Origin of the sequence: Desulfitobacterium hafniense DCB-2 (genome assembly GCF_000021925.1) — a bacterium.
GTDB classification, from domain to species: Bacteria; Bacillota; Desulfitobacteriia; order Desulfitobacteriales; family Desulfitobacteriaceae; genus Desulfitobacterium; species Desulfitobacterium hafniense.
The window spans coordinates 4,884,867-4,910,726 of the sequence record NC_011830.1 but is presented as its reverse complement, the minus strand read 5'-3'; the positions used below and the strand labels follow the sequence as shown (position 1 = coordinate 4,910,726).

21 protein-coding genes are annotated in these 25,860 nt (G+C 50.3%); all 21 read left to right on the top strand.

All coding sequences use genetic code 11. The features are described 5' to 3' along the window. Window positions 1-205: 205 nt before the first annotated feature. The 21 genes from DHAF_RS23005 (at window position 206) to yedF (ending at window position 25,852) form a co-directional block, all read left to right on the top strand. Window positions 206-2,206: a sigma-54-dependent Fis family transcriptional regulator gene (locus DHAF_RS23005; protein ID WP_015945344.1), complete on the top strand. Its 2,001-nt coding sequence runs from the start codon at window positions 206-208 to the stop codon at window positions 2,204-2,206. A 220-nt stretch (window positions 2,207-2,426) separates the two neighbouring features. Next, on the top strand, window positions 2,427-3,647 hold the full coding sequence (locus DHAF_RS23000) for a CoA transferase (protein WP_015945343.1): 1,221 nt from the start codon (window positions 2,427-2,429) through the stop codon (window positions 3,645-3,647). Window positions 3,648-3,668: 21 nt separating this feature from the next. Next, window positions 3,669-4,439: an electron transfer flavoprotein gene (locus DHAF_RS22995; RefSeq protein ID WP_015945342.1), complete on the top strand. Its 771-nt coding sequence runs from the start codon at window positions 3,669-3,671 to the stop codon at window positions 4,437-4,439. 15 nt (window positions 4,440-4,454) lie between these two features. Further along, complete coding sequence (locus DHAF_RS22990; RefSeq protein WP_015945341.1) at window positions 4,455-5,402, top strand: FAD-binding protein; 948 nt, start codon at window positions 4,455-4,457, stop codon at window positions 5,400-5,402. A 22-nt stretch (window positions 5,403-5,424) separates the two neighbouring features. Then, on the top strand, window positions 5,425-6,723 hold the full coding sequence (locus tag DHAF_RS22985) for an FAD-dependent oxidoreductase (protein WP_015945340.1): 1,299 nt from the start codon (window positions 5,425-5,427) through the stop codon (window positions 6,721-6,723). After that, window positions 6,720-7,001: a ferredoxin family protein gene (locus DHAF_RS22980; protein ID WP_015945339.1), complete on the top strand. Its 282-nt coding sequence runs from the start codon at window positions 6,720-6,722 to the stop codon at window positions 6,999-7,001. Before DHAF_RS22985 ends, DHAF_RS22980 begins: the two co-directional genes overlap by 4 nt. A 48-nt stretch (window positions 7,002-7,049) precedes the next feature. Beyond that, window positions 7,050-9,095: an oxidoreductase gene (locus tag DHAF_RS22975; protein WP_015945338.1), complete on the top strand. Its 2,046-nt coding sequence runs from the start codon at window positions 7,050-7,052 to the stop codon at window positions 9,093-9,095. A 27-nt stretch (window positions 9,096-9,122) separates the two neighbouring features. Further along, window positions 9,123-9,893: an enoyl-CoA hydratase/isomerase family protein gene (locus DHAF_RS22970; protein WP_015945337.1), complete on the top strand. Its 771-nt coding sequence runs from the start codon at window positions 9,123-9,125 to the stop codon at window positions 9,891-9,893. A 15-nt stretch (window positions 9,894-9,908) separates the two neighbouring features. Further along, window positions 9,909-11,051, top strand: coding sequence for an acyl-CoA dehydrogenase (locus DHAF_RS22965; RefSeq protein WP_015945336.1), 1,143 nt, complete (start codon window positions 9,909-9,911; stop codon window positions 11,049-11,051). A 161-nt stretch (window positions 11,052-11,212) separates the two neighbouring features. Continuing rightward, window positions 11,213-12,676: an SLC13 family permease gene (locus DHAF_RS22960; RefSeq protein WP_015945335.1), complete on the top strand. Its 1,464-nt coding sequence runs from the start codon at window positions 11,213-11,215 to the stop codon at window positions 12,674-12,676. A gap of 198 nt (window positions 12,677-12,874) precedes the next feature. Then, window positions 12,875-14,344, top strand: a complete 1,470-nt coding sequence (locus DHAF_RS22955; RefSeq protein WP_015945334.1) for an SLC13 family permease — start codon at window positions 12,875-12,877, stop codon at window positions 14,342-14,344. A gap of 68 nt (window positions 14,345-14,412) precedes the next feature. Beyond that, window positions 14,413-15,627 (top strand): CoA transferase, encoded by a 1,215-nt coding sequence (locus DHAF_RS22950; protein WP_015945333.1) that lies wholly within the window; start codon window positions 14,413-14,415, stop codon window positions 15,625-15,627. Between the two features lie 63 nt (window positions 15,628-15,690). Then, window positions 15,691-16,845: a methyl-accepting chemotaxis protein gene (locus DHAF_RS22945; protein WP_015945332.1), complete on the top strand. Its 1,155-nt coding sequence runs from the start codon at window positions 15,691-15,693 to the stop codon at window positions 16,843-16,845. A gap of 38 nt (window positions 16,846-16,883) precedes the next feature. After that, window positions 16,884-18,461 carry a class I adenylate-forming enzyme family protein gene (locus tag DHAF_RS22940; protein ID WP_015945331.1) on the top strand — a complete coding sequence of 526 codons (1,578 nt, stop codon included), beginning with the start codon at window positions 16,884-16,886 and terminating at the stop codon, window positions 18,459-18,461. 31 nt (window positions 18,462-18,492) lie between these two features. Continuing rightward, window positions 18,493-19,293: a TIGR03084 family metal-binding protein gene (locus DHAF_RS22935; protein WP_015945330.1), complete on the top strand. Its 801-nt coding sequence runs from the start codon at window positions 18,493-18,495 to the stop codon at window positions 19,291-19,293. A 422-nt stretch (window positions 19,294-19,715) separates the two neighbouring features. Then, the gene (locus DHAF_RS22930) at window positions 19,716-20,066 is read left to right on the top strand and encodes a hypothetical protein (protein WP_015945329.1); all 351 of its coding nucleotides are present in this window, start codon (window positions 19,716-19,718) and stop codon (window positions 20,064-20,066) included. A gap of 39 nt (window positions 20,067-20,105) precedes the next feature. Beyond that, the gene (gene msrB / locus DHAF_RS22925) at window positions 20,106-21,212 is read left to right on the top strand and encodes a peptide-methionine (R)-S-oxide reductase MsrB (protein WP_015945328.1); all 1,107 of its coding nucleotides are present in this window, start codon (window positions 20,106-20,108) and stop codon (window positions 21,210-21,212) included. After that, window positions 21,184-22,053 carry a response regulator transcription factor gene (locus DHAF_RS22920; protein ID WP_242659911.1) on the top strand — a complete coding sequence of 290 codons (870 nt, stop codon included), beginning with the start codon at window positions 21,184-21,186 and terminating at the stop codon, window positions 22,051-22,053. The genes msrB and DHAF_RS22920 overlap by 29 nt, the downstream gene beginning before the upstream one ends. Then, entirely contained in the window at window positions 22,050-23,783 is a 1,734-nt protein-coding gene (locus DHAF_RS22915) for a cache domain-containing sensor histidine kinase (RefSeq protein WP_015945326.1), read from the top strand. Before DHAF_RS22920 ends, DHAF_RS22915 begins: the two co-directional genes overlap by 4 nt. 274 nt (window positions 23,784-24,057) lie before the next feature. Beyond that, window positions 24,058-25,080, top strand: a complete 1,023-nt coding sequence (gene selD, locus DHAF_RS22910) for a selenide, water dikinase SelD (RefSeq protein ID WP_015945325.1) — start codon at window positions 24,058-24,060, stop codon at window positions 25,078-25,080. 178 nt (window positions 25,081-25,258) lie between these two features. Beyond that, entirely contained in the window at window positions 25,259-25,852 is a 594-nt protein-coding gene (gene yedF / locus DHAF_RS22905) for a sulfurtransferase-like selenium metabolism protein YedF (RefSeq protein ID WP_015945324.1), read from the top strand. Window positions 25,853-25,860 lie beyond the last annotated feature (8 nt).

Here is a 25,860-nt window from a genome sequence, read left to right as displayed (position 1 = left end):
GTTTACGCCTGGAGCCGTTTATGACGGCTCTTTTTTAACCTTAGGCTTAATATTAGGAAACCGCCGTTTCGTCAATGGTCCAATGTTTTGCGCAGAGTAAAATTCCGAACGCTATTTTAAACAACAAGAGTTTAGTGTAGAATCTACAGTAAGAGACTTGTTAAACGGCGAACAAATATTTAGCTTGGCAAAGAAGGTGTAGGCAATGTCGGAGAAAACCCAGGAAGATGTGCTTTTAGCGTGGCAAACCTTTATATCTCGCGGAATTATACTGGAAGATAAAGTCCGGCCGATTATTGCAAGGTCTTGGCAGCGTTGTTTAAGCTACGGGTTGGATCCATGGTCTTCGGACTATCCTAAATGCTCAGATACACTCTTAAAAGAAAAACGGCGTGAATATAACTCCTTGCTCGTTCGGATCAGGCCGGTCATGGAGCTTCTGTTTGCAATGCTTCATTGCAACATATCCATTTGCGATGGGAAAGGTTTTGTTTTTGATTTAATCACCCCTCTGAAATCTTACCCCAGAACTCTGGGCACCTATATTGAAGAAGCCACCTGTGGCAACGGTGCCCTGACCATTGCCCTGCAGGAGAAAGTTCCTGTGCGGATTGACGGGTATGAGAAATATCGGGTGATTTCCCATCCGTACTCAAGCGTGTGTGCGCCCATTGTGGTGAATAAGGAACTCATTGGCGCGATCAATGCCACCAGCCCTTTCGGGGCGCTTCCCCAAGAAGCCCTTGAAGTGATCATTGCTGCGGGAAAACTGATTGAGAGCTTATTGCTTGAAAGGGACGGACAAAACCTCGCGGAAAACTTCCAGCCCTGGCGGGAGTTAATAGACTGCTCCTCCTGGGCCCTGATCTTTCTTGATGAGGAGAACAGGATAGCCGCGGCCAATAAAGTCGCCTGCCAGGAATTGGGATGCGGACAGGAAGAGCAATGGCTGAACCGGCCCATAGAAGAGGTGCTTATTGATAAAAGAGACTCGGCTTATTTAACAAGGGACGATTCCGGACAACCAAAGCCTCCCCAGAAGATAAGATTTAAGCTTCATGACAGTCAGGGCGGGGCAATCCGGTCCATGGAACTGATCCGTAAAAATAGCCTTGAGCTTGCACTAGGGCGGTACCGGCGGGTGCTGCTGCTGGACCCGGGCCTGCCTGCTCACGGAGGGCCGGTTAACCCGGAGCAGCCGGTCTCCAGCTATTTACTCAACAATCACTCTCAAGAGGTTGAGTTTCTGGGAAAGGGTGAGGAATGGAAGAAAATCAAGGAATTGGTGAGCAGGACCAGTCCTTTTCCCTCCAGTGTTTTGCTGCTTGGTGAGACGGGAACGGGAAAGGAAGTTCTCGCCCGGACGATTCATAGGTTAAGTCAGCGGCAGGGCAACTTTGTCGCCGTCAATTGCGGCGCCATTCCCAGAGAACTGCTGCAAAGCGAGTTGTTTGGCTATGTAGGGGGAGCGTTTACCGGGGCCAGATCCGGCGGTTCCGTAGGAAAATTCGAACATGCTCACAAAGGAACCCTCTTTTTGGATGAGATCGGTGAAATGCCTATGGATATGCAGGTCAGCCTTTTGCGATTTTTGCAGGAACGCACCGTGACCAAAATAAACTCCAATTATCCCAAACCTGTGGATGTGAGGATTATCGCCGCCACCAATAAGAATATGTACGACCTGGTGGGACAGGGACTTTTTCGCGAAGATCTATATTACCGGCTCAATGTGATTGAAATAAATATCCCTCCCCTTCGGGAGAGAAAAGAGGATATCCCCATGCTTGCCCAGTTCTTTGTGGCCGAATTATGCAAGCAGTTCAATATCCTGCCCAAAAAGATCGACGAAGCAACTATGGAGACCCTTGACCGCCATGTTTGGCCAGGCAATGTCAGGGAGTTAAAAAATGTCATGGAGAAGGCTGTCGTGATGACCGCGGGTGACACCATCACACCGGATGTTCTGCCTAAGCAGATTTTTCAAACTCTTGAACCCCCTTCTCCCCAGCCTGCTGATAACCCCGGAACTGAAGCAGAGGAGCTCAGTGAAAAGGACTATATCCTGCACATGCTGGAACAGCATGGGGGCAATGTCGCTCAAACAGCCAAAGCCTTGAATATTGCCCGCAATACCTTATACAGAAGATTGCTGAAGCATAATATTCAACTCAAGGTGCAGCCTGTTCAAGGAAATAAAAAATAAAAGAGAAAAGTGTAACATGTGTTTGCGCACATGCTCCGTTCCAAGTGTTCCTTCTGTGGGTGGAATAAGAACAAAAAGGTACAAAAACCGCTTGAAAAACCGGTTTTTGTACCTTTTTTTATTGGCATGGTTTTTGCTTAATCTAAAGATGCACAAAGTATTTTGGAGGAGAGCAAGCCAACAGGCCTCTTAACTACTTGATCAGAAAGGAGAGACAAAGGTGAAAAGAAAGGAAATTCCTCAGTTCGGAAATTTGCATGGAGTCAAAGTCTTAAGCACTGGAACCAATATTGCCGGTCCCTTTGCCAGTACCCTATTAGCAGAGCAGGGAGCCGATGTGATCCAGATAGAAAGCACATTGATGCCGGATATGTTGCGCAGGCAGGGAGACACTTGGACGGTGGAACACAGAAACAACCGGACAATGGCCTTGAATATTGTTTCGGAACAAGGCCGGGAAGTACTGTTCAAGCTCATTAAAGAGAGCCATATTCTTATCGAGTCCTCAAAAGGAGGTACATGGGAAAAATGGGGGCTTACCGACGAGGTGCTCTGGCAGGCCAACCCCCAACTGGTCATTGCCCATGTCTCGGGATTCGGACAGACTGGGGATCAAGAGTATGTATCCCGGGCCTCCTTTGATACCATCGGTCAGGCTTTCAGCGGCTATATGGCCATCAATGGCATGCCCGATCCGGCCCCCCCTTATGCTGCCAAACCTTATACCTGTGACTATGTCACAGCCTTATTTACCGCCTGGTCCATAACGGCCGCTCTGTTTCGCGCCTGGAATACAGGGGTGGGGGAGAGCATCGATATTGCCCAGTTTGAAGTCATGGCCCGTATTCAGGCCAACGCCCTTATGGATGGGCTCAATCATGGCAAACAAGCTCCCCGGCTGGGCTCTTACGGAACCCCCCTGGTTGCTTTAGCCAATGTCCAGCAGTGTAAAGACGGTCATTGGGTGGTGACCGGCTTTGGCGGTCAAGGAGTATTCAAGCGGGTTGAGGAGCTATGGGGATTGGCTGACGATCCGGATTTCGCCGAACCTCACGGAACCATGCAGAAAAGCGACGGAGCAAGGGCGGAGAAATTCGTCAAGGCGGCCCAAAACTTTTTTCAGAGCCATACGGCAGAAGAAGCAGCGGATATCCTCAATAGGATTCAGGTCCCCTGCAGCGTGATCATGACCTACGAAATGATGAGCAAAAACTCACATTATCAAGCCAGAGACACCTTTGCCGAATGGTATGACCCTAACAGCGATAAAGTAGTGAAGGGAATCAACACCGTTCCTAAATTCAAAAACAACCCCGGCCGGATCTTCCGGGGCGGTCCCACGTATGGCATGGATAACGAAGACATCTTAGCGGAGCTAGGCTATAGCCAGGAAGAAATTGACGGACTTTATGCCCAGGAAACCATCAGGAAAAAATGGTAAGAACAAAAATGAGGTGAAAACATGAATATTATCGCGTGTTATAAAGTTGTTCCTGAAGAGCAGGATATCGTTGTTCTTCAGGATCGGAGCCTTTCCTTTGCCAGAGCAGAATGGAAGATCGGACAATATGACCTGAACGCTGTTGAAGCGGGAGTCCGGATTGCCGAAGATCTTGGCGGTCGGATCTCCGCCTTAAGCGTGGGTGCTCAGCCCTTGGAGAATTCCAAACTAAAGAAAGGAGTCCTCTCCAGAGGACCGGAAGAGCTTTACTTGGTAGTAGATTCCAAGCTGGAAAATGCCGATACCCATCTGACGGCTCAAACTCTGGCCGCTGCCATCCGCAAAATCGGAGCCTGTGATCTGATTCTCTGCGGGGAAGGCTCCGGCGACCTTTATGCTCAACAGGTAGGAGCCCAGCTGGGTGAACTTCTCAATCTTTCCTGCATCAACGGTATAAGCAAAATCACCCTCCAGGACAACACAATTATAGCTGAGCGTACTCTGGAAAACGAAGTCGAAGTGTTGGAAATCCCCCTGCCGGCAGTCATCTCCGTCACTACGGATATCAATCTCCCCCGTATCCCCAGTATGAAGAATATTTTAGCTGCCGGTAAGAAACCGGTGACCCAATGGGATCTGTCGGCTCTCGAACTTCAGCAGGCGGAGAATAAGACTCAAGTACTCAGTACTCTGGCCCCGGAACAAGTGGAGCGCAAGCAGCTGATTCTGGAAGGAGAATCGGAAGAAGTCATTCAAAAGCTGTTCGAGAACATTCGTAAGGAACTTTTATAGGAGAGGGTGAAAAGAATGAGTCAGGTTAAAAAAGTATGGGTATTGGCGGAAAAAACCGATGCACTGGCCCAGCTGTGTGCCGGCGGACGTCAGTTAGGAGAAGAAGTAGCGGCTTTAGTGTGGGGGAGCCGGGAAGAAGCGGAAAAAGCAGCGGCTTATGGAGCGGACAAAGTCTATTGGCTGGGCAGCCCGGATCAGGGAAGAATGCTGGAAGACTATACGACAACCATCGGCGAACTGCTGAAAAAAGAAATTCCCGATCTTTTACTGGTGCAGCCCAGCCGCAGAGGCAAACACATGGCCGGACGCCTGGCGGCAGGCCTGGGCACCAGTGTCATCGTGGATGCGGCAGAAATTACAATTGTCCAGGGTGATATTCAGATCAAGCATATGGTCTATGGAGGTGCCGCATTCCGGGAGGAAAGAGCTTTCGGACCCACCACCATCACCACGGTAGGACCGGGGGTTTTCAGCGTTCCCGCTGAGGAGAGGGGCTCTCACGGTGAGATTGTGGAAGTGGAGTTCAGGGAGCCGGCGGTATCTGTAAAGTGCCTGGAGAAGAAGAGCAAAGCAGGAGCGGAAGTCAATCTTAACGCTGCCAAACGGGTACTGGGCGTGGGACGTGGCTTTGCTGAACAGGCCGACCTGAAAATGGCAGAAGAATTGGCCGGCTTAATCGGTGCAGAAGTTGGCTGCTCCCGCCCCATTGCCGAAGGGGTCAATTGGATGGCCAGAGAAAGATACATCGGCGTATCCGGAGCTATGCTCAAGCCGGAGATTTACTTTGCCGTAGGGATATCCGGACAAGTCCAGCACATGGTAGGGGCTAATCAAGCCAAAACGATCATTGCCATCAACAAAGACAAAGCAGCTCCGATCTTCCAGCAGGCTGATTACGGCATCGTCGGCGACCTTTATAAGATTCTTCCCGTCCTGAGCAGTCTGATCAAAGCGAATCGATAAATTATGAGAATTAGGTGAAACAATGAGCGCAGACAAATATGAAGTGATCATCATCGGCGCGGGTCTGGCGGGGCTGAGTGCGGCTTACAAGCTGGCCAAGGCCGGAATGGAAGTTGTGGTAGTGGAACGGGGAGATTATCCCGGAAGCAAGAATCTGAGCGGAGGCGTGCTGTACAGCCGGATTTTGGATCAGCTTATTCCTGACTTCTGGGAAGAAGCGCCTATTGAACGCTATATTACCAACTACCTTACCACCCTGATGACCCCCACAGATTACGTTAACATCGAATACAAAGATCAGGAACTGGCCAAGCCCCCTTACAATGCGGTCACGGTTTTAAGAGCAAAATTTGACCGCTGGCTGGCGGAAAAAGCTGAAGAAGCGGGAGCCATGATCGTAACAGGAGTTAAAGTTGACAAGGTGCTGAAAGAAGGGGGCAGAATTACCGGAATTACCACCGGCGATGAAGAGATGCTGGCTGACGTGGTCATCGCAGCCGACGGCATCAACTCCTTCATTGCTCAGGAGGCCGGTCTGCGGGGAGAGATTGAGCCGGCTCACCTGGCGGTGGGAGCCAAGGCTTTGATAGAGCTTCCTCAGCAAGCAATTGAAGAGCGCTTCAGACTGGAGGGGAATGAAGGAACGGCTTATGCCATGCTGGGCGACGCCACTCATGGTGTGGCCGGCGGCGGCTTCTTTTATACCAATCGGGAAAGCCTGTCCATCGGCGTAGTCATGCGCCTGGATGACTTGGTCAAAGAAAAGGTAAAGCCCTTTGAAGTCCTGGATGATCTGCTCCGGCATCCCCTGGTTGCGCCCCTGGTCAAGGATGGAACCATGACGGAATACGGGGCCCATCTGACGGCAGAAGGCGGTGTGCATATGGTTCCCTCCCAGCTTCATACGGATGGGATGCTGATTGTGGGAGATGCCGCCGGGTTTACCATCAACAGTGGTCTGGTCATCAGGGGCATGGACCTGGCCATAGGTTCGGGAATGGCGGCGGCGGAAGCTGTCCTTGAAGCCAAAGAACGAGGAGATTACAGCGCCGCAGCTTTAAGCTCCTATCAGCGCAAATTGGATGAAGGCTTTATCATGAAAGATTTGAAACTCTACGCCAAAGCCGTGGATTTTATGGAAACAGACCGGCTCTATAAAAACTATGCTCCTCTGGCCAACCACTTGTTCGGCAGAATTTATAACCACGATCTCAGCCCCAAAGAACATCTTTGGAAATCGGTCCTGGGCTCTGTGCAGGAAAGCGGAATATCCTGGCTAGACCTGGCCCGGGACGGTATCAAGGGGGTGCGGGCCCTATGAAGAAATTAAGTTTGGCAGATAAATTGTCTCTGAACAAATTTGAAGTGAATGAAGGAGAGCCTCATATCCGGATCGATCAGCAGGTCTGCCGGACCTGCCGAGAAAAAAGCTGCCTTACCGCTTGTCCGGCGGGGCTTTACAGCGAACAAAACGACCAGATTACAGTGGAATGGGCAGGTTGCCTGGAGTGCGGAACCTGCCGGATCATCTGTGGCAAAAAGGCCATCTCCTGGGAGTATCCTCAAGGGGGATTCGGAATCATTTATCGTCAAGGATAGAATTCATGAATATAAGGTCTGAAGAAATAAAGGATATGCGAGGGAATAATGATGAGCGAGTTTACCCACTTATTCAAGCCGATTAAAGTAGGCAGCCTGACCTTGCGGAACCGAATGATTACAACCTCCATGTCTCCGGGTCATGGCTATACTACGGACGACAATAAACCGACTCAGGTCTTTCTTAATTACTTGGAAGAACGCTCCAAAGGCGGTTATGCCTTGATCTGTCAATCGGTGGCCTTTTATCCAAGGCAGTCAAGGCATCCTTTGCCCAATGCCTACGCCCCGGAGCATCTGCCCCATTTGCGGGCTATGGCTGAAGCCGTTCATAAACATGGCGGCTTGCTGGTTGGACAGGCCTTGGCCCTCCACGATTGGCGGCGAAACACTAATGAACCGGAAGGACATTTCGGTCCCTCCGACATTCAGATCCTCAAAGGGGTCGGCCCTTTCCAGACCATGACCAAAGAAGACATCAAAACTTATGCGACTCAGGTGGCCAACTGCGGCAAGATTCTCCAGGCCGCAGGCTGGGACGGCATCGAGCTGCTTGCCGGGGTAGGAGGGGTGCTCAGCCGTTTTCTTTCCAAGGCCACCAATAACCGAACCGACGAATACGGCGGAAGCGTGGAAAATCGCTGCCGATTTGCCATGGAAGTAGTTCAGGCCGTCAAAGAAGCCTGCGGCCAGGAGTTTCCGGTGCTGATCCGCTGGTCCCCGGTTGATTATGTCAAAAACGGCAATGAAATCGAAGACGCCAAGCAAATTGTTCCTTACCTGGAAAAGGCCGGTGTAGCCTGGCATAACCTGGCGGTGGGCTGGCATGAAAGCTCCGTGCCCCTGACCACCAAAGAAATCCCTGACGGACATTGGTCATGGATTGCCGCTGAGATAAAGAAAGTGGCCACAATCCCCGTGGTGACCGGCTATCGGGAAACCGATCCCCTGGTTATGGAAAAGGTGCTGGCTGAAGGAAAAGCGGATCTGATCGGTGGGGTGCGGTATTGCATCGCAGATCCGGAGTTTCCCAACAAAGTCAGGGAAGGCAGACTGGAAGATATTCAAATGTGCATCACCTGTTGCCGTTGCCTGGATGAAATGGCGGCCGGTCACGGTTTGGAATATTGCAGTGTCAATCCCCGTCTGGGCCCCGAATTGCTTACCCCGGTTGAACCGGTAGCCCGTCCGAAGAAAGTCATGGTGGTGGGCAGCGGACCGGGAGGATTGGCTGCAGCTTTGACAGCAGCCAAAAGAGGGCATCAGGTCACTCTTTATGAGCGAGGGCCAAGAGTCGGGGGCTGCCTGGTGATGAGCGCTATTTTCAGTCCTACCTATGAGCGCTTGACCCGCTACTACAAAGCCCAGCTCAGCAAAACGCCCAACATTCAGGTGAAACTGAACACCCTGGTTACACCGGAACTGGTGCGGTCGGAAAAACCGGAAGCCGTTATTATCGCCGTGGGTGGGCATCCGGTGGACCTCAAAGCACCCGGCGTAGAGCGGGGAGATGTGGTCCGGTCCCACGATTTTCTGGAAATGCTCAATGGCAAACCTCCGCAGAAACCGGGTCTGATCAACAAAGTGATGTGGAATGGGGGCGCTGTATTTCTGCGCTTATTCTACTCCCCCAAGCTTGTGAGAAGCCTGATGGGCATGCCCTGGCCTTTCGGCAAGCGGGTGGCTATTATCGGCGGCGGCTTGCCGGGCTGCGAGCTGGGTCAGGAACTGCTGGCTCATCAACGAAAAATGGCCATCCTGGAAGAGCGGAAAAAGATTGGCTATGATGTGGGTGCCAGTGACCGCTTTCATGTGGTCTCCAAATTCAAGAAATCTCCCGATGTCCAAATGGAGCCCTCAACGAAAGTATTGGCCATCACTGCAGAAGGAGTAAAATTCAGACGGGAGGATTCCACAGAAGCAATCTACCCGGCAGACACCGTGGCCGTGACTTTGGGCTTTGAAAAAAATCTGGAGCTAGCCGACCGGCTCAAAGGCAAGGTGCCCATTCTTAAAGTCATCGGGGATTGTGAAGATCCTAAGCGCATGGCCGATGCTACCAAAAAGGGTTACCGGGCCGCTATGGAATTATAGAGAACGGCGGAGAAATGAGGAACGTGCATGATGGAACACACAGTATATGTTGAAAAACAAGATAGTGGAATCGCCACCCTTGTTCTGAACAAACCCCAGCGCAGAAATGCCATCGATCCCGGGATGATGGAGCAGCTGGCCGGGATTCTGGAAAGCCTGGATCAGGATGAAGCCGTCAAAGTGATCATTTTGAAGGGAGAAGGAGAACATTTCTGCTCAGGGGGGGACCTGAAGGCCGGGGCGGGAACCACACCCACCATCGAGAATTCCCGGGCGTCCTTGAAAAAATACTGCCGGGTGGTCCAAATCATTCAGCAGATGGAGAAGCCTGTCATTGCCATGGTCAGGGGGTATGCCGTAGGAGGAGGTATGAGCCTGGCTCTGGCCTGCGATTTGCTCATGGCCTCGGAAAGTGCTAAATTCTCCTCCAACTTTTTGAAGGTGGGCATCGTGCCGGAAATGGGTGCCCTGCTCTTCCTACCTCAGACCATCGGGCTTTACCGTGCCAAAGAACTTTGGTTTACAGGCCGGGTTGTGGAAGCCCGGGAAGCCTGGCAGATGGGGTTCGTCAATCATGTTTTTCCTGACGCCGAGATTGAAGAGGCCACCATGTCTTTGGCCCAAGGATTGGCGGGAATGCCTTCCCTGCCCATGAAAATCACCAAACGGATTACCAATTCAACCATTAATCAGCTGCTGAATGCCGTGATGGAAGCCGAGCTTCAGTCTTCGCCTTTTTGCGCCCAGACAGAAGAGCATAAAGCTTACAAGGCTGCTTTGCGGAATAATAAGAAATAAAGGGGTTTGAGGAACATGGATTTTAAGAAAAGTGAAGAACAGGAATTATTGCTGGAAAGCCTTAAAGAACTGATGGAGCGGGAATGCCCGGAAGACTATGTCAGAAGATGCGATGAAGAAGGGCGGTTCCCGGTGGAATTCGCCAAAGCTCTGGTAGACAACGGCTTCGGCTTACTGGGGGTTCCGGAAGAATACGGCGGCACCCCGGTGGATCTCCTGACTCTTCTGCTGGTCAAAGAAGAAATAGCCAAAAACGGCGGTCCTATCAATGTCTTTACCCAAGCTTTTCAGCTGGACAATATGCTCACCTACGGCTCCGAAGAACAGAAGAAGATCACCATGCATTATGTAAAACAGGGACAGGTCCCGTTTTGCATCGGCTTTACCGAACCCCAGGCCGGTTCGGACACTTCAGCCATTCAGACCACCTATACCCGGAGAAACGGCAAAGTGTACCTTAACGGGCACAAGACCTTTATCAGCGGCGCGCTGACCAATCCCTACCTGCTTTGTATGGCCCGCAATTGTGATGAGACAGACAAGACCAAAGCCTTTACCATGTGGTGGGTACCCATGAGTGCGCCGGGAATCAAAGTGGAACAGCTTCACAAAATCGGCTGGCATATGCTGGAGACCTGCGAAATCTATCTGGAAAACGTGGAAGTGGAAGAAAAGGACATTGTCGGTCAGGAAGGCCACGGCTTCCTGCAATTGATGAAGAATTTTGAGACGGAAAGACTGCTGATGGCCGCCACCATTTTAGGAATGGCAGAGTGCGCCTTTGAGGACGCAGTGCGTTATGCCAATCAAAGAGTCCAGTTCGGCAAGCCCATCGGGACCTTCCAATTGATCCAGGAGAAGATCACTTATATGGCCCTGAAGATTGAGAATATGCGAAATCTCATCTATAAAACGGCCTGGGAAAAAGAAAATGGCATCTCAACTCAGATTACTTCGGCCCTGACCAAGCTTTATTGCGCTCAGTCAGGAAACGAAATCATCGATGATGCCCTGCAGATCATGGGCGGAATTGGTTATACCAACGATTGCCGTATCTCCAGATTATGGAGGGATGCCCGCAATTACAGGATCGGCGGCGGAACCGATCAGGTTATGATCCATATTGCAGGAAGAAATATTCTTAAGAAATACAGATAAAGACATCACCTCTGTGTTTGCAGCCCACCCAATGCCCGGGGCCTGCAAACACAGGGGCGGCCAAGGAGGTGGTGCCGGAAAGAAGTCAGACACGATTCCAACTTCAGAAGTTAGGTTTGCCAAACGGAAAAAAAGAATTATGATGAAACAGGAGGTTTGTCATGGCTATGAGTTCTGCAAGTGCCAATCCATCGGGTAAAAATACTTGGTATTATCTCAATAGTATCATTGCGTTGGTTTTGATGTTCGGGTTTAAATACTTGCCGCCGATTGCCCCCTTAACATCCTTTGGTATGGCGGTTGTAGGGATTTTCTTAGGTGTCGTTTATGCCTGGGCCACGGTCAGCGTGATCTGGCCGGCTTTATTGGGGGCCATTGCTCTGGGATTTACCGAGTTTGGCACCGTGTCCGCTGTCTTTGCCCAGGGGTATGGAGGAGATACCTATTTATTCGTGTTCTTCATGCTTACCTTTGCTGCGATTATTGACAAAGCAGGGGTAAGCAACGTGATTGCCAGCTGGGCTGTCTCCAGAAAATTTGCCAAAGGCAAGCCCTGGGTGCTGTCCACCATGCTTCTCACCGCCGCCTTCATTATTGCCGCCCTGATCAGCGTCACACCGGCCATTATTATTTGCTGGGGAATTTTGTATCAGCTTTGCAAAGTGTTTGGTTATACCAATCAGGACAAATATCCCAAGCTGATGGTTATCGGCATCGTTTTTGCCGGCTTGATGGGAATGGCGGCCTTGCCTTTTAAAGCCCTTCCGGTGATGCTGATGGGCGTACTGGCCAAACAAACAGGACTGCAAATCAGCTTTCTCTCCTTTACTGTTCTGGCCACCGCCATCGGCTATGGTGGGGTGTTGGGATATCTGGCCTTGTGCAAATTCATCTTCCGTCCCGATGTCAGGGCTATTCAGAAGAGCGATTTTGTCATGGAAAATACCCTCCGCATGAATGCTTATCAAAAGCAAGTCAGCGGGTTGCTGGGTCTGATGGTCTTGCTTTTGTTTCTGCCCGGTTTTCTGCCGGCAGGACCGGTGCTGACTTTCCTTAAGGCTCTGGGCAATACCGGCATTGTGATCGCGATTTTAGCCCTGGTGGCCTTTATCAAAAAGAAAGACGGCAGCAACTATGTTAATCTGGTCGATACCATCAAAAACGGCGTTCCCTGGGAAACCATGATCCTTCTGGGCACAGCCATGCCTTTAGCCACCGCTATGACCACCAAAGGGACCGGTGTTCAGGAACTGCTTTCCCAAATGCTCACTCCCATTCTGGGCGCTAATGCCAATCCGGTCGTGTTTGTTATTCTTATTCTGGTCATCGCGGCTCTACTAAAGCAATTCATGGGTGGCGTCGTTGTGGGGATGCTCATGGTGCCCATGGCCATCACGTATGCATCCGGTATCGGTGCCAACATTCAAATGCTGGTCGTTTCATTAAGTGTATTTTGTAACATTGCTATCCTTCTCCCTTCGGCAGGGCCGTTGACAGCCCTTCTCCACGGTAATACAGAGTGGGTCAGCACCAAAGATATTATCAAATATGGTACTCCGTTAGTTGTGGTGGTAACAGTCATCGGAATCATCTTGTCCTTAACCTTAGGCAATCTTTTATTCTAATTTATAGCGACCTATCATAGCCGGAGTTCAGCAGTTTAAAGTCCGGCAATACCTGGTTTTTGCATCAGGTATTGCCGGTCCGGCTAGCCCAGGTGTAAGTATTCGGCGAATAAATCCGTGACGCTCTTGTCTGCCCATGAGTTTAAAAAAGTGCAGCCCGGGTGAAAATGGCAATACAAGGCGTATGGAGGGTAGTGTATGTCTGCACATAAAAGAGAAACCAGGGAGAAATCGTGGAAAAACATTCTTTATTATCTGAACAGCCTGATCGTGATTGCTCTGATTTTCGGAGGCTGGTATTTTCCGGTTATTGAGCCTCTGACACCGCTTGGTATGCGGATTATCGGTATTTTTGCCGGGGTCATTTACGCATGGTCCACGGTAGGGATTCTTTGGCCTGCTTTATTAGGTTTGATCGCCCTGGGATTGACCGGATACACTACTGTACCAGAAGCGTTTCAAATGGGTTATGGTGGGGACGCCTTTTTATTTGTTTTTTTTATTCTCATTTTTGCCGCTATGGTTGATAAAGCGGGAATTACTGAAGTTATTGCCAATTGGGTGGTCTCCAGGCGGTTTGCCAGCGGGAAGCCCTGGATGCTTACACTCTTGATTCTGACTGCCGCCTATGTGGTAGCGGCTTTAGTTAGTGTTACGCCGGCAATTATTATCTGCTGGGGGATATTATATAAACTTTGTCGGGTTTTTGGCTTTACCAAAAAGGATCACTATCCCAAACTTATGATCGTGGGTATTGTCTTTGCCGGCCTGATGGGGCATGCTGCTTTGCCTTATAAAATGATGGCTGTCATCTTAACCGGTGTCTTTACCAAGCAAACCGGTCTGCAGATTGATTTTATGAGCTTTACCATTTTGGCAGCCGCCATCGGCTATTTCGCGGTGCTGGGCTATATCGGCCTGTGCAGATTTGTCTTCAGACCGGATGTCACCCTCATAGCCCAAAGCAAATTTGTTTATGCCAACACATTCAAGTTGAATACGTATCAGAAACAGGTCATCACTCTATTAGGAGTACTGATTATCCTGCTCTTTTTGCCCGGGATACTGCCCGCAGATCTAGGGCTGACGCAATTTCTCAAAAGGCTGGGGAATACGGGAATCGTTGTGCTGCTATTAGCCTTTGTAGCGTTTCTCAGGAAGAAAAATTCGGTGGAATTTGTCAATTTCGTGGAATTGATTCGTGAGGGGATTCCCTGGCAAAGCCTGTTTTTATTGGGGACGGCGCTGCCTCTGGCTGAAGCGATGACCAGCGAAGAGACCGGAGTGAAAGAGGTTTTTATGCAACTCTTCAGCCCGCTTTTAAATGCTCATCTTAGTCCTGAAGTGTTTGTTTTTCTCTTTATAGGAGTCTCTGTCCTTATGACTGTTTTTATGGGGGATATCATCGTGGGTCTGATTTTAGTTCCTCTGGTGTGCACTTACGCCCCGGTGGTTGGCATCAGCCCCGAGATGCTCACGGTGGCTTTATGTGTCTCCTGTCTTATGGGGATCGTGTTTCCGGCCTCCAGTCCTTTGGCGGCTTTGATGCATGGGAACAGTGAATGGGTCTGTTCCAGGGAAATTTATAAATACACAGTTTCCCTGGCCATTGTAGCCCCGGCGATTGGGGCCTTGGTTTGCCTGATTTTAGGCCCCTTGCTCTTTTAAAGGAAGTTGGGAGCAGTTTCCGGAGAAAAGGGACTCCCGGTAAAAAGTATGGAAGAAGAGGTGTTAATATGGTTAAGCGTGTGGATGCCCCCCAAAGGGGGGCCCTTCAAGGAGTCCGGGTTGTGCATGCTTCGATGTCCATTGCCGGGCCATTCGCCGCGGCGCTCATGGCGGATATGGGAGCGGATGTGATCTGGGTGGAGAGCGCCAAAGCCATGGATATTACCCGCTATGGTCCAGGGATGGCCTCTCAGCTGGATCGGCGGAACCAAAGAACCATTGCCCTGAATATCCCGACCCCGGCGGGAAAAGAGATATTTTTGCGTCTAATCAGGGAGACCGACATTTTTATTGAGGCGTCCCGGGGAGGACAATACCGGAAATGGGGGCTCACAGATGAGGTCCTATGGGAAGTCAATCCTCGGTTGGTGATCGTGCATATCTCCGGATTCGGCCAGACAGGGGACAACAGTTACACCGGCCGGGCTTCTTATGATCCAATTGCTCAGGCCTTTGGCGGTCTGATGTCTATGAATGGCCTGCCCGGCACTCGGCCTGCCCCCGCAGAAGTTAGCATTGCCGATTATTATACGGGTTTTCTGGCGGCTTATTCCGCTCTGGCCGCCTATATCCGCGCTCAAAGCACAGGAGAGGGAGACAGTATCGATGTGGCTCAATATGAGGCCATTTTAAGATGCCAGTCAGGGTGGCCCCTGGACAGCTGGAACCATACGGAGCGGGTTTACCGCCGGGGGATGGGAAATAACAACAATGCCGGCTTTAACAGCTATCGGTGCGGAGACGGCAAAGAGGTCTATATCGTACTGTTGGGGGTTGGTGTGGTTAAAGCTGCACTGCCGATTTTCGGTTTCACCTATGGGACGGATGAATTTCCGGCTTCGGGCAGCTATAAGCTGGATACCAGAGGCGGACAAAAGCTGGAGGCAGCCATTGAGGATTTTTGCCGGCAAAGAACGGCCCGGGAAGTGGAAGAGATCCTGAGATCTGCCGGGGTCCCCTGCAGTATGCTTATGAATCATGAAATGATGCCGGATCATCCTCACTTTCTGGCCAGGGAAACCATCACCCGGTGGCAGACGGTTGACGGCCAAAGCATTACCGGGCAAAATATCGTGCCTAAATTAAAAAATAATCCCGGACATATCTGGCGGGGCTGTCCGACCATTGGCATGGATACCGAAGATATATTGGCTGAGGCCGGCTTCAGCGCAAGGGAAATAGCTTCTTTTTATGAGAAAAATATTATTAAAAAGGGAGTTTAGTTTTATAGAGTACTGGGAAAGGCGGAAAAACAGAGTCAAATAAAATTTAAAAGGAGGACATAGATGCTTGATCAGAGAGCAATAAACTCCTGTAAGCTGCTGGCCGAGGTGCTGGTGGATGCCATACCCGGCGGGGCGATGTTTTGGCTGGTGGAAGGAAATACTGTAACTTGGACGAAAAGCTCTGAGAAGTTCGGAATTCAGATCGTCAAAACAGGAGATCAGCTGGATGAGAGATACTCATCCATCAGAGCAATGAAGGAACGGACCCTCCTGCTCAATCAATCGATCAAACGATCCAAGCAGGGAGAGCGGTTGATTATGTCTACCCTTCCCTATGTGGATGAATATGATCAGGTTCAGGGGGCTTTCAATATGGCTTGGCCCCGAATTCATCCGGTCATTGCCGCTTTTGGCAATTTTGCCCCGATCCTGGCGGAAATGTATCATGATGGCGCCCTGTTGTATATCTCGGATTTAAAAAAGGTTGTGATGAGACAAGCCTCCTCCAGATTTGATTTGCAGAGTTTCCATCTGGGGCAGAACCTGGAAGAAGACGAAGCGGCCCGGCAAGCCTTGTCAACCCAGAGTCCGGTGATTCTGGAAATGGGGGAAGAAAAGTACGGGGTTCCGGTGACGGTTGCTAATTATCCTTTGTTCGATGAGGAGAATAAGGATGAGATCGTTGCCGTTTTGGGGATTATCACCCCCAAAAAGACCGCGGTGGAATTGCGGCAAATAGCGGCCGATATGGAAAAAGGTCTTTTGGAGATTTCGGCGGCCGTCCAGCAGTTGACGGCCTCGGCTGCGGATATTCATACCAATGAGAAAGTGCAGAACGACAAGATCAGAGAGGTTGCCGCTCATACCGAGGATATCAGGGGTATTATGGCCTTGATCAGAAAGATCGCCGATGCCACCAATATGCTGGGCTTTAACGCAGCCATAGAAGCGACCCGGGCGGGAAAACAGGGCAACGGATTCGGGGTTGTGGCTGACGAAATAAGAAAGCTGTCCGAACAAACCCGCAGCACGATTCCGCAAATCCAAAGACTAACGGATTCTATTCAGGAAAAAGTTAACCAGATCAATCTAAAAAGTATGGACTCCCTTCAATCCAGTCAGGGACAGGCCGCCGCTACCGAAGAAGTGACAGCCGGCATCCAGGAAATATCAGCGATGGCCGAAGAACTTAACCGCATCGCTTTGCTGCTCTAGCTCTTTTTCCGGTAGGATGGATGGGAAGCGCAGAAAGGATGAACAATTTGTTTCCTCTTCATATAGGATTTCTTTTGACCTTAAATGCTAATCGATATCCGCAAAAAACGGCAATCGTCTGTAACCGGCAGCGCATCTCTTATGCTCAATTAAATAGGCGGGTTAATAAGCTGGCTCACGGTCTTTTGGAGCTGGGAGTGACAAAAGGGGATAAAGTAGCTTACCTGCTGCCCAATGGACTGCGGATTGTCGAACTTTACTATGCGGTGCAAAAGATCGGAGCCGTCTCGGTAGCCATAAACTATCGCCTGGCTTCCCCAGAGATTGGCTGCCTGCTTGAGCAGGCAGATTGCCAGGTGTTCGTCTATCATGAGCTTTTTGATGATAAAGTCCGGCAAGTCAAGGAGAATGTTAAGACGATCTCCTTGATGATACGGGTGGGTGAACAACCAATACAGGGAGAGTATGCTTTTGAGGCCTTGACAGACCATGACCATGAGGAAGAACCGGATATACTGATCGGCGAAGAAGATTTGTGCAGAATACAGTTTACCGGAGGAACAACCGGGCGTTCCAAAGGGGTGATGAGAACCCAACGGCAGGAGATTTTCCAGGTGATCGGCATCACAACAGCCTTGGAACTGGGAGGGCCTGACCGGGTGATGCTGACCCAGTCTCCTTTATGCCACCAGGCCGGGCTCTCCTGGCTGAATGTGGCCATCGGAGCGGGCAACACGTTGATTGTCTGTGACCGATTTGAACCGGAGAAAATTCTGCGGCAGATTCAGGAGGAGAGCGTTACCAATGTCATGCTGCTGCCGCCCTCTTCCTATCACCGGATTTTTGCCTTGCCCTCACTTGCGGAATACGACCTGAGTTCCGTCAAGTCCGTTCATTCATCGGCGGGGGGTACTTCGCCGGAGATTGTCCGCAAACTCTATAAGGTTTTCCCCAACTGTGTCGTCCGGTGCGGTTATGGGCTTACTGAAACAGGCGGGGTAGGCACCACCTTTGTGCTGACCCGGGAGGTGCTCGAAAACAACCCGGAGCTGACCAAAAGTGTAGGGAAAGAGATGTCTTTCCTCGAATTGCGGCTTGTGGATGAGAGCGGCCGGGAAGTCCCGGTTGGCGAAACCGGTGAATGCATCGCCCGGGGCCCCTCGGTGATGACCGGTTATTATAATCAACCGGAACTGACCGAGGAAGTGATCAAAGAGGGCTGGGTCTATACCGGAGATCTGCTGAGGAAAGATGAAAAGGGCTATTACTATTTCATGGATCGCAAAAAGGATATGATTAAGTCCGGAGGAGAAAATGTTTTCGCTCAGGAAGTGGAAGGGGTTATCCGTACTCATTCCGCCGTTGATGACTGTGCGGTGATTGGGGTACCGGACCCCAGGTTTGGGGAAGCCGTGATGGCGGTGATTAAGACTAAACCCGGGCAGGCTGTAACGGGGGAAGGGATTCAGGAACACTGTAAAAAATACCTGGCCGGCTATAAAAAACCCCGCCTGGTGGAATTTGTGGATGAATTTCCGGTGGATCAGGCGGGGAAGATTCAAAAGTACAAGCTCCGGGCCACTTTTGCCCGTAAGGATTTTCCGGAAACGATGTGAAATTAAATGCTTAAGATAGGGGAGATGGGCGATGAAAGCCATACTCAATGATCTATTGGCGGAACAGTCTTTGGTGGACAGTCTGGTGGATAACCTGACAGAGCAACAATGGCAGGAAGTGATTAAACCGATGGGTTTGCAGGAGGAAGTTCCGGGGCTGTGGACCATTAAAGATGAGATCATTCATATTGCTCTTTTTGATGAGGCGGCAGGGAAATTGATTTTAGGTGAAGCTGAAAGTTTGGGGGATGCCAATCCGCCGGGCACCCATGATGAATTCTACAGATGTCCGGAAAAACGGAACATGAGCAAGGCCGAAGTATTGAGTTGGTGGCGTCAGGTCCGCACCAAGCTGAACTGGGCTTTATACAACAGCGATCCCAAGGCCCGCATACCCTGGGCGCCTAACTTGCCGATGTCGGCTAGATCCCTGGCCTCAGCCCGCCTGATGGAATTATGGGCCCATTCCACCGATATTTATGATCACCTGAAAATTCCTGTAAAAGTGGCGGAGCGAATCGTTCACACCCTCTTTCTCTCCTGGCAGGCCCGCCCCAATTCTTATCGGATCCATGGCGTTGAGATGCCCGATACGCCAATTTATTTGGAATTGATTTTGCCTTCCGGTCAAATCTGGTCGAAAGGAACAGCAGGTGCTCAACAGTATATCAAGGGAAAGGCTGAGGATTGGGCGATGGTGGCGATCAGGCGCAGGAATTGGCTGGATACGGACTTGGTCGTTGTAGGGGATGAGGCGAAAAGGTATGCTTCCTTCGTGCAGACCTATGCCGGGAAGGCTGATGAAGCACCCCCTCGGCAAAGAATGAGATAATCCTTAAATAAGAGTCTCAGTCAGCCCCGGGTTAGTTCGAATAAAAGAGCCAAAACAGCCACCAGCGTGGTGAACGAATACTAAAAAATTAACAGCCCGTTCATAATGGACCGGCTGTTAATTTTTTAGTATCAGACATCTGTGCAGCTGAAGCTGCATTACATATAATGAAAATTTTGTTTGACAGGTAGCTTAGCATCCATTGGCGTTCAGATGCTGAATGAGTGGCATATTGTGAGTGAGGTGAGGCATAGGCCTCCGAAATAATTCTGTGCAAGCAATAGTATAAATACCTGCTTAAATTCAGGTTTTATCCGATACCATTCAATTCCGGCGACTCAAAAAGCAGCTTATAATGAAGACAATTACACTCCCCGGGCATGCCCCAGGGATGAATTAAATAAAGAAGAGGTGCTTAAAGGATGAAAAAATTATTACTGATGTTACTCCTTACTACCACGGTACTTGGGTTAAGTGGCTGTGGCAGCAGCGCTGCTCAAGGAAACGACATGAAAGATGCCCCCAAGATGGAAGACACCATGAAAGAGGACAATAAGAGCGGAGACATGATGAAGGAAGACAGCAAGAGCGGAGACATGATGAAGGATGACAGCATGGGCGGGGACATGATGAAGGATGACAGCAAGGGCGGAGATATGATGAAGGAAGACAGCAAGAGCGGAGATATGATGAAGGAAGACAGCAAGAGCGGAGACATGATGAAAGATGACAGCAAATCCGGAGATATGATGGAGAAAGACGCCAAAAAGTAAGAAGAACATAAATCATTCAGGAAAGGATGAGTAGGCACCGTGAAAATCAAGGTAAGCCGGATATTCTTAAGTGTTACTATGTTAATATTTCTATCCATCGTCGGTACCGGTTGCAGTGAGGCAGCGGTGCCGGCTGAATCCGCAAAGCGCTTTCCGTATAACCCCAATATGGGAGTCTCCTATGAAGGAAAAGAACTTCAGGAGATATGGATTGCCGGGGGCTGCTTTTGGGATGTGGATGCCTATCTGTCAAGAATTTACGGTGTGGCCGATGTGACGGTAGGCTATGCCAACGGGAACACCGAAAACCCAACCTATGAGGATGTTTGCTATCGGGATTCGGGACACGCTGAAACGGCCTATGTCCGCTATGATCCGGAGCGGGTTGATCTGGAAACCATTCTGGAATACTTCTTTAAGATCATCGATCCAACCTCTTTGAACCGCCAGGGAAATGATGTGGGTACTCAGTACCGCACAGGGATCTATTATCAAAATGAACTTGACCGTGAGATCATTCTTAAGGTTATAACAGAGGAGCAAAACAAGTATAAAAAGCCTATTGTCACTGAAGTGCTCCCTCTGGCTCATTTTTATGAAGCTGAGGAATATCATCAGGATTATCTCGTTAAGAATCCTCATGGTTACTCCCATATTGATTTTTCGCCCTTAGAAGAGCAAAAACTTGTGAACATTGATCCTGGACTTTATAATAAACCCAGTGATGATGTACTGCGTAAAACTTTGACTGATCTGCAATATGCCGTGACCCAAAAGGATGCCACGGAACGATCCTTCGCTAATGACTATTGGGATCATCATGAACAGGGTTTATATGTGGATGTGGTTACGGGGGAACCCTTGTTTGCTTCAAAGGACAAATTTGATTCGGGAACAGGGTGGCCCAGTTTTACCCGGCCCATTGCTCCGGAAGTCATCATTGAAAAAGAGGATTCCACCCTTGGTATGAAGAGAATCGAGGTGCGCAGCCGGGCCGGGGATTCCCATCTGGGGCATCTCTTTAACGACGGTCCCCCGGAGGACGGCGGGCTTCGCTATTGCATCAATAGTGCCGCCCTGCGCTTTATTCCCCTATCCGAGCTGAAAGAGGAAGGTTATGGACAGTATCTCAGCAGGATTGAATGATATCTTCAGGGTGGCATTGTCAATTCAGGCTGTTGGCGGGAAAGTGAGGGTTCAAAAGACCATGTATAAACTGCTGATTGTTGATGATGAGCCCATTATTCGCCAAGGTATCAAACAGCTCATCAATTTCCAGGAACAGAGCATCAGTGAAGTTTATGAAGCTGAAGATGGTGCACTGGCTCTGGATATTGTAAAGGAAAAGCGCCCGGATATTGTGCTGGCCGATATCAACATGCCCAACCTGGACGGTCTTAATTTAGCCCGGGAAATCAAAGCCGTGGACCCGGAAATCCGGGTGGCGGTCATCACCGGCTATGACTATTTTGAATATGCGGTCACAGCCTTAAAGGCGGGAGTGGACGATTACCTGCTCAAACCGGTTTCACGCAGCGATATCCTGGAGCTCTTGAGCAAGCTGGTCAATGATCTTAAAGAAAAAACGGAGCAAAGACGAGCTATGGATTCCTTGGCAAGCCTGAAACAATTAGAGCATGGGGGAAATGAAGGCCACCATCACTATCGGGAGATGATCCTGCAGGTGATGAACCATTCCCTCTCTGACCCGGCTTTTTCCCTCGGTCGTCTTGCCGAAGCAATCAACTTGAGCAGCGGCTATCTGAGCACAGTCTTTAAACAGAATTTTGGCATTCCTTTTCAGGAATATCTCACAACCATGCGCTTGGAACGCTCCAAAATATTGCTGTTGGTCACATCCTACAAGATCTATGAAATCGCCGAAAAAGTTGGTTTTGACGATCCAAGTTACTTCAGTACGTGCTTTAAAAAACGCTATGGCCTGTCACCCAACAGCTACAGGGATACTATGGGGGGAAATATATGATGAAACCCTGGCGTTTATGGGGCATTCGTACTCAGATTCTGGTCTTTTACCTTGCAGCTACCTTGTTTATTGTCGGGGCCATGGGACTGGCTCTTTTCTTCAGCACCACCAGGATTGTGAGCCAGGAAGTGGCCAAGACCACGGCTACAGCCATCGATAAAAGCGGCCGTCAATTGGAAATGTATATTGATCAATTAAAAGGGCTTTCTGATCTATTGGCAGAAAGCCCTCAAGTGCATCGGTACTTCGACCAATCCGGCCCTGACGATGTGGCCGGTGACGAGCGAAGGGATATCGAGAGAATGATTCAAGGGATGTTGAACACCAATCCCGAGATTGCCTCCATCATTCTGATCGGCGCCAAGGGGCAGCTCATTACCAACGAGCAGAATTTAGAGATGCATTATTCAGGGGATATTCAGGATCAGGAATGGTATCAGGAGGCACTGGGGAGTACCATGCCCATCCTTACCTCGGCAAGAATGCAGGAATTTTCTATGGACAAGGATAATTGGGTCATTTCCCTGGGGCGGGAGCTTACAGACGAGAAGAAGAAACACCTTGGCGTGTTGCGTATCGATCTCAAATATGATGCCATCGAATCCATTTTGAAAGATATGAGTCTGGGCCAAGAGGGCTACTCCTATATACTTAATCAAAGTCAGCAAGTGGTCTATCATCCCAATCCGCAGTACTTCAGCCAGGAAGAAAAACGCTTGGAGCTCATAGACATGCTGGAGATGGAAGGCAAGGAGCTTTCCCGGGAGTATAAGCTTACCCATCGCTATAACTTAAACAACAGCGATTGGGTCTTGGTGGGTGTGGCTTCCCTGGATGGGGTCAGGCGCATGGAAGCGGAGATCATCATCGTGCTGGTTGTCCTCGGCTCAGTCCTCCTCTTGGCAGCCTTTGGGAGCAGCGCTATCTATGCGAGCAGCGTGGCCCGGCCTATCCGCCAATTGGAGAAAGCCATGGAAGAGGTGGAAAAGGGGTCGTTGGCTACAGAAGTAGGGGTGGTAGGGAGTGCTGAGATCGCCAGCCTATCCACTCATTTTCTCTCCATGCTGGATCGCATTCGGGAGCTGATGCAGGAAATCAGGAATAAGGAACAGTTTTTACGCGCCAGTGAACTAAAGACTCTGTATAGTCAGATCAATCCCCATTTTCTGTACAATACCTTAGATACCATTGTCTGGCTGGCCGAATTCGGCAATACAGAGCGGGTTATCACCGTGAGTAAAGCCATGGCGCGCTTTTTCCGGCTATCCTTGCGTGGAGGCAGCGAAACCACCACTGTTCGGGATGAACTGGATCATGTACGCCAGTACTTGTTTATTCAGAAAGAGCGCTATCAGGATAAATTGTCCTACGAGATTCAGGCAGAGGATGGTTTAATGGATATAACCATACCGAAGATCCTTCTCCAGCCCTTAGTGGAAAACGCGATCTATCATGGCCTTCGTAAAATGCCGGGGGGAGGAATGATCCGCATCACGGCCCGAAAAGGGGAGAAGGAGGATCTGTTTTTAGTCGTTGAGGATAATGGCGGGGGATTTGAGGACGCGGAGAAGGGAAAGGATCCCCTCCGGCTCGGTGGTGTAGGCCTGAAAAATGTGGCAGAGAGGATCCGGCTCTATTATGGAGAAGACTATGGACTATCTATCGCTAACCGCCCTGGACAGGGGGCCACGATCATCCTGCGTTTGAAGACGACGCTGCCTGTTCCTTAAGCGCCCCCAGTGAATATGTGATTGAAGCTGATTTGGTTAGAGCCATTTTGGTTAGAGTCGGTTTGTCAGAGCCGGTTAGGTGTTACAGTTTAATAGTTTGCAAAAGATGAAGCCGCTCCTGAGCTTCTCTATTTTTATATGGGGCTTAATCTGGCATAAATCAAATGAAAGCGTTATGATAGAAGAAGAATTCTTGCCCAGTATTCTGTCATACTTAAAACGATGAGGAATTAGGTGTTCAGAGTACCAGGCACAGAAAGGAGATATTCAGCAGATGAAATCTTTTCTTTCAAGCTGTACCACAGGAGGATGCGGAGCCAAAATCGGACCCGGCGAATTATCGAAGGTTCTTTCCGGTCTGCCCGTTTTTCAGGATCCTCAGCTTCTGGTAGGCTTTGATGCTTCAGATGATGCGGCAGTTTATCAGATAAATGAAGATACAGCCATCGTTTCTACCGTGGATTTCTTTACCCCCATGGTGGAAGATCCGCGCACCTTTGGACGCATTGCCGCGGCTAATGCCTTAAGTGATGTCTATGCCATGGGTGGGAGCCCTCTTTTTGCTTTGAACCTTGTCTGCTATCCTGAGCGGGAGGACATCCAGGACTTGGGGGAGATCTTGGCAGGAGGAGCGGAGAAGCTCCAGGAAGCGGGAGCTGTTCTCTGCGGAGGGCACTCCATCTATGACCGGGAGCCCAAATATGGCCTGGCGGTCACCGGGCGGCTTAATCCCCGGCAGATCTGGAAGAACAATACCCCCCAGCCCGGGGATCGGCTGATCCTTACCAAACCCCTGGGGGTTGGCATTGTCATGGCTGCCCTGCGGGGAGAAATGGCAGAAGCGGCGGCTGTAGAAGCAGCCCTGGCCTCCATGCAGCGCCTCAATAAATACGCGGCTGAAAAAGCCCGGGACTTTCCCATTCATGCCTGCACGGATATCACCGGCTTTGGACTCCTTGCCCATACCCGGGAGATGGCCGGCGGGTCCACGACCATTGTGCTCTACCCCTCGGCGCTGCCTTATATTGCTCAGGCTTATACTTATGCCCAAGGCTATCTCCTGACCGCCGCCGGCCAGCGCAATCGCAACTTTATGGAGGGCGCGGTGGAATTCGGGGATACCCCCTTTCCGTTACAGGAGCTGATGCTCGATCCCCAGACCTCGGGCGGCCTGCTGCTCAGTGTCCCCGGAGACTGTGCCCAGGAGGCTTTGCGTGCCATACAGGAGACAGAGCCCCAAGCAGCACTGATCGGAGAAGTCCTCCCCCGCCAGGACTTCCCCATTCTTCTAGGGTGAATCAAGGGGACAGGTCCCGTTTTTCATGCTGCCCCGTCTGCTTCCCGAGCGGGCAGCATGATGAACATAAATTTGCTTCATCAGTGATAACCTAAACCAACATGAAGCAGCATGGCAGTCTGACAGTATTAGAACACCGCCGGCTTAGCCTGCGGATTTAGATAAGGAGGACGATTTAATGATAACCATCGATGCTCTGGGACAAGTGTGCCCCATCCCTGTGATTCGTGCCAAGAAAGCCCTGGAGGGATTGGGCGAAGCAGGGGGAGTCGTGGCGGTACTGGTGGATAACGATATATCGCGGCAAAATCTGCAAAAGATGGCCGAAGGTATGGGCTATCAGAGTGAGTATCAGGAAAAAGACAACGGCGTCATTGAAGTCACCATTGTCGCTGGAGAAGGCTGTGCTGTTGAAACCTCCGGAACGCCGGCAGATTCAGGCCTGGTGGTCGCCATCGGGCGGAACACCATGGGAGAAGGCAGCGAAGAACTGGGACGAATTCTCCTTAAAGGGTTTATCTATTCCCTCAGAGAGCTGACCCCGCCGCCTGCCCGCCTTCTCTTCTTTAATTCCGGAGCCTATCTGACCAGTAAGGACTCTAACAGCATAGAAGATTTAAAAGCCATGGCGGCTCAAGGAACCATCATTCAAACCTGTGGTACCTGCATCAACTATTATGGTATTACCGAGCAACTGGCGGTAGGCCAGGTGGCCAATATGTATGATATCGTCACCGCCATGGCCGAGGCCAAACGCCTCATCAATATTTAGTCTCATGA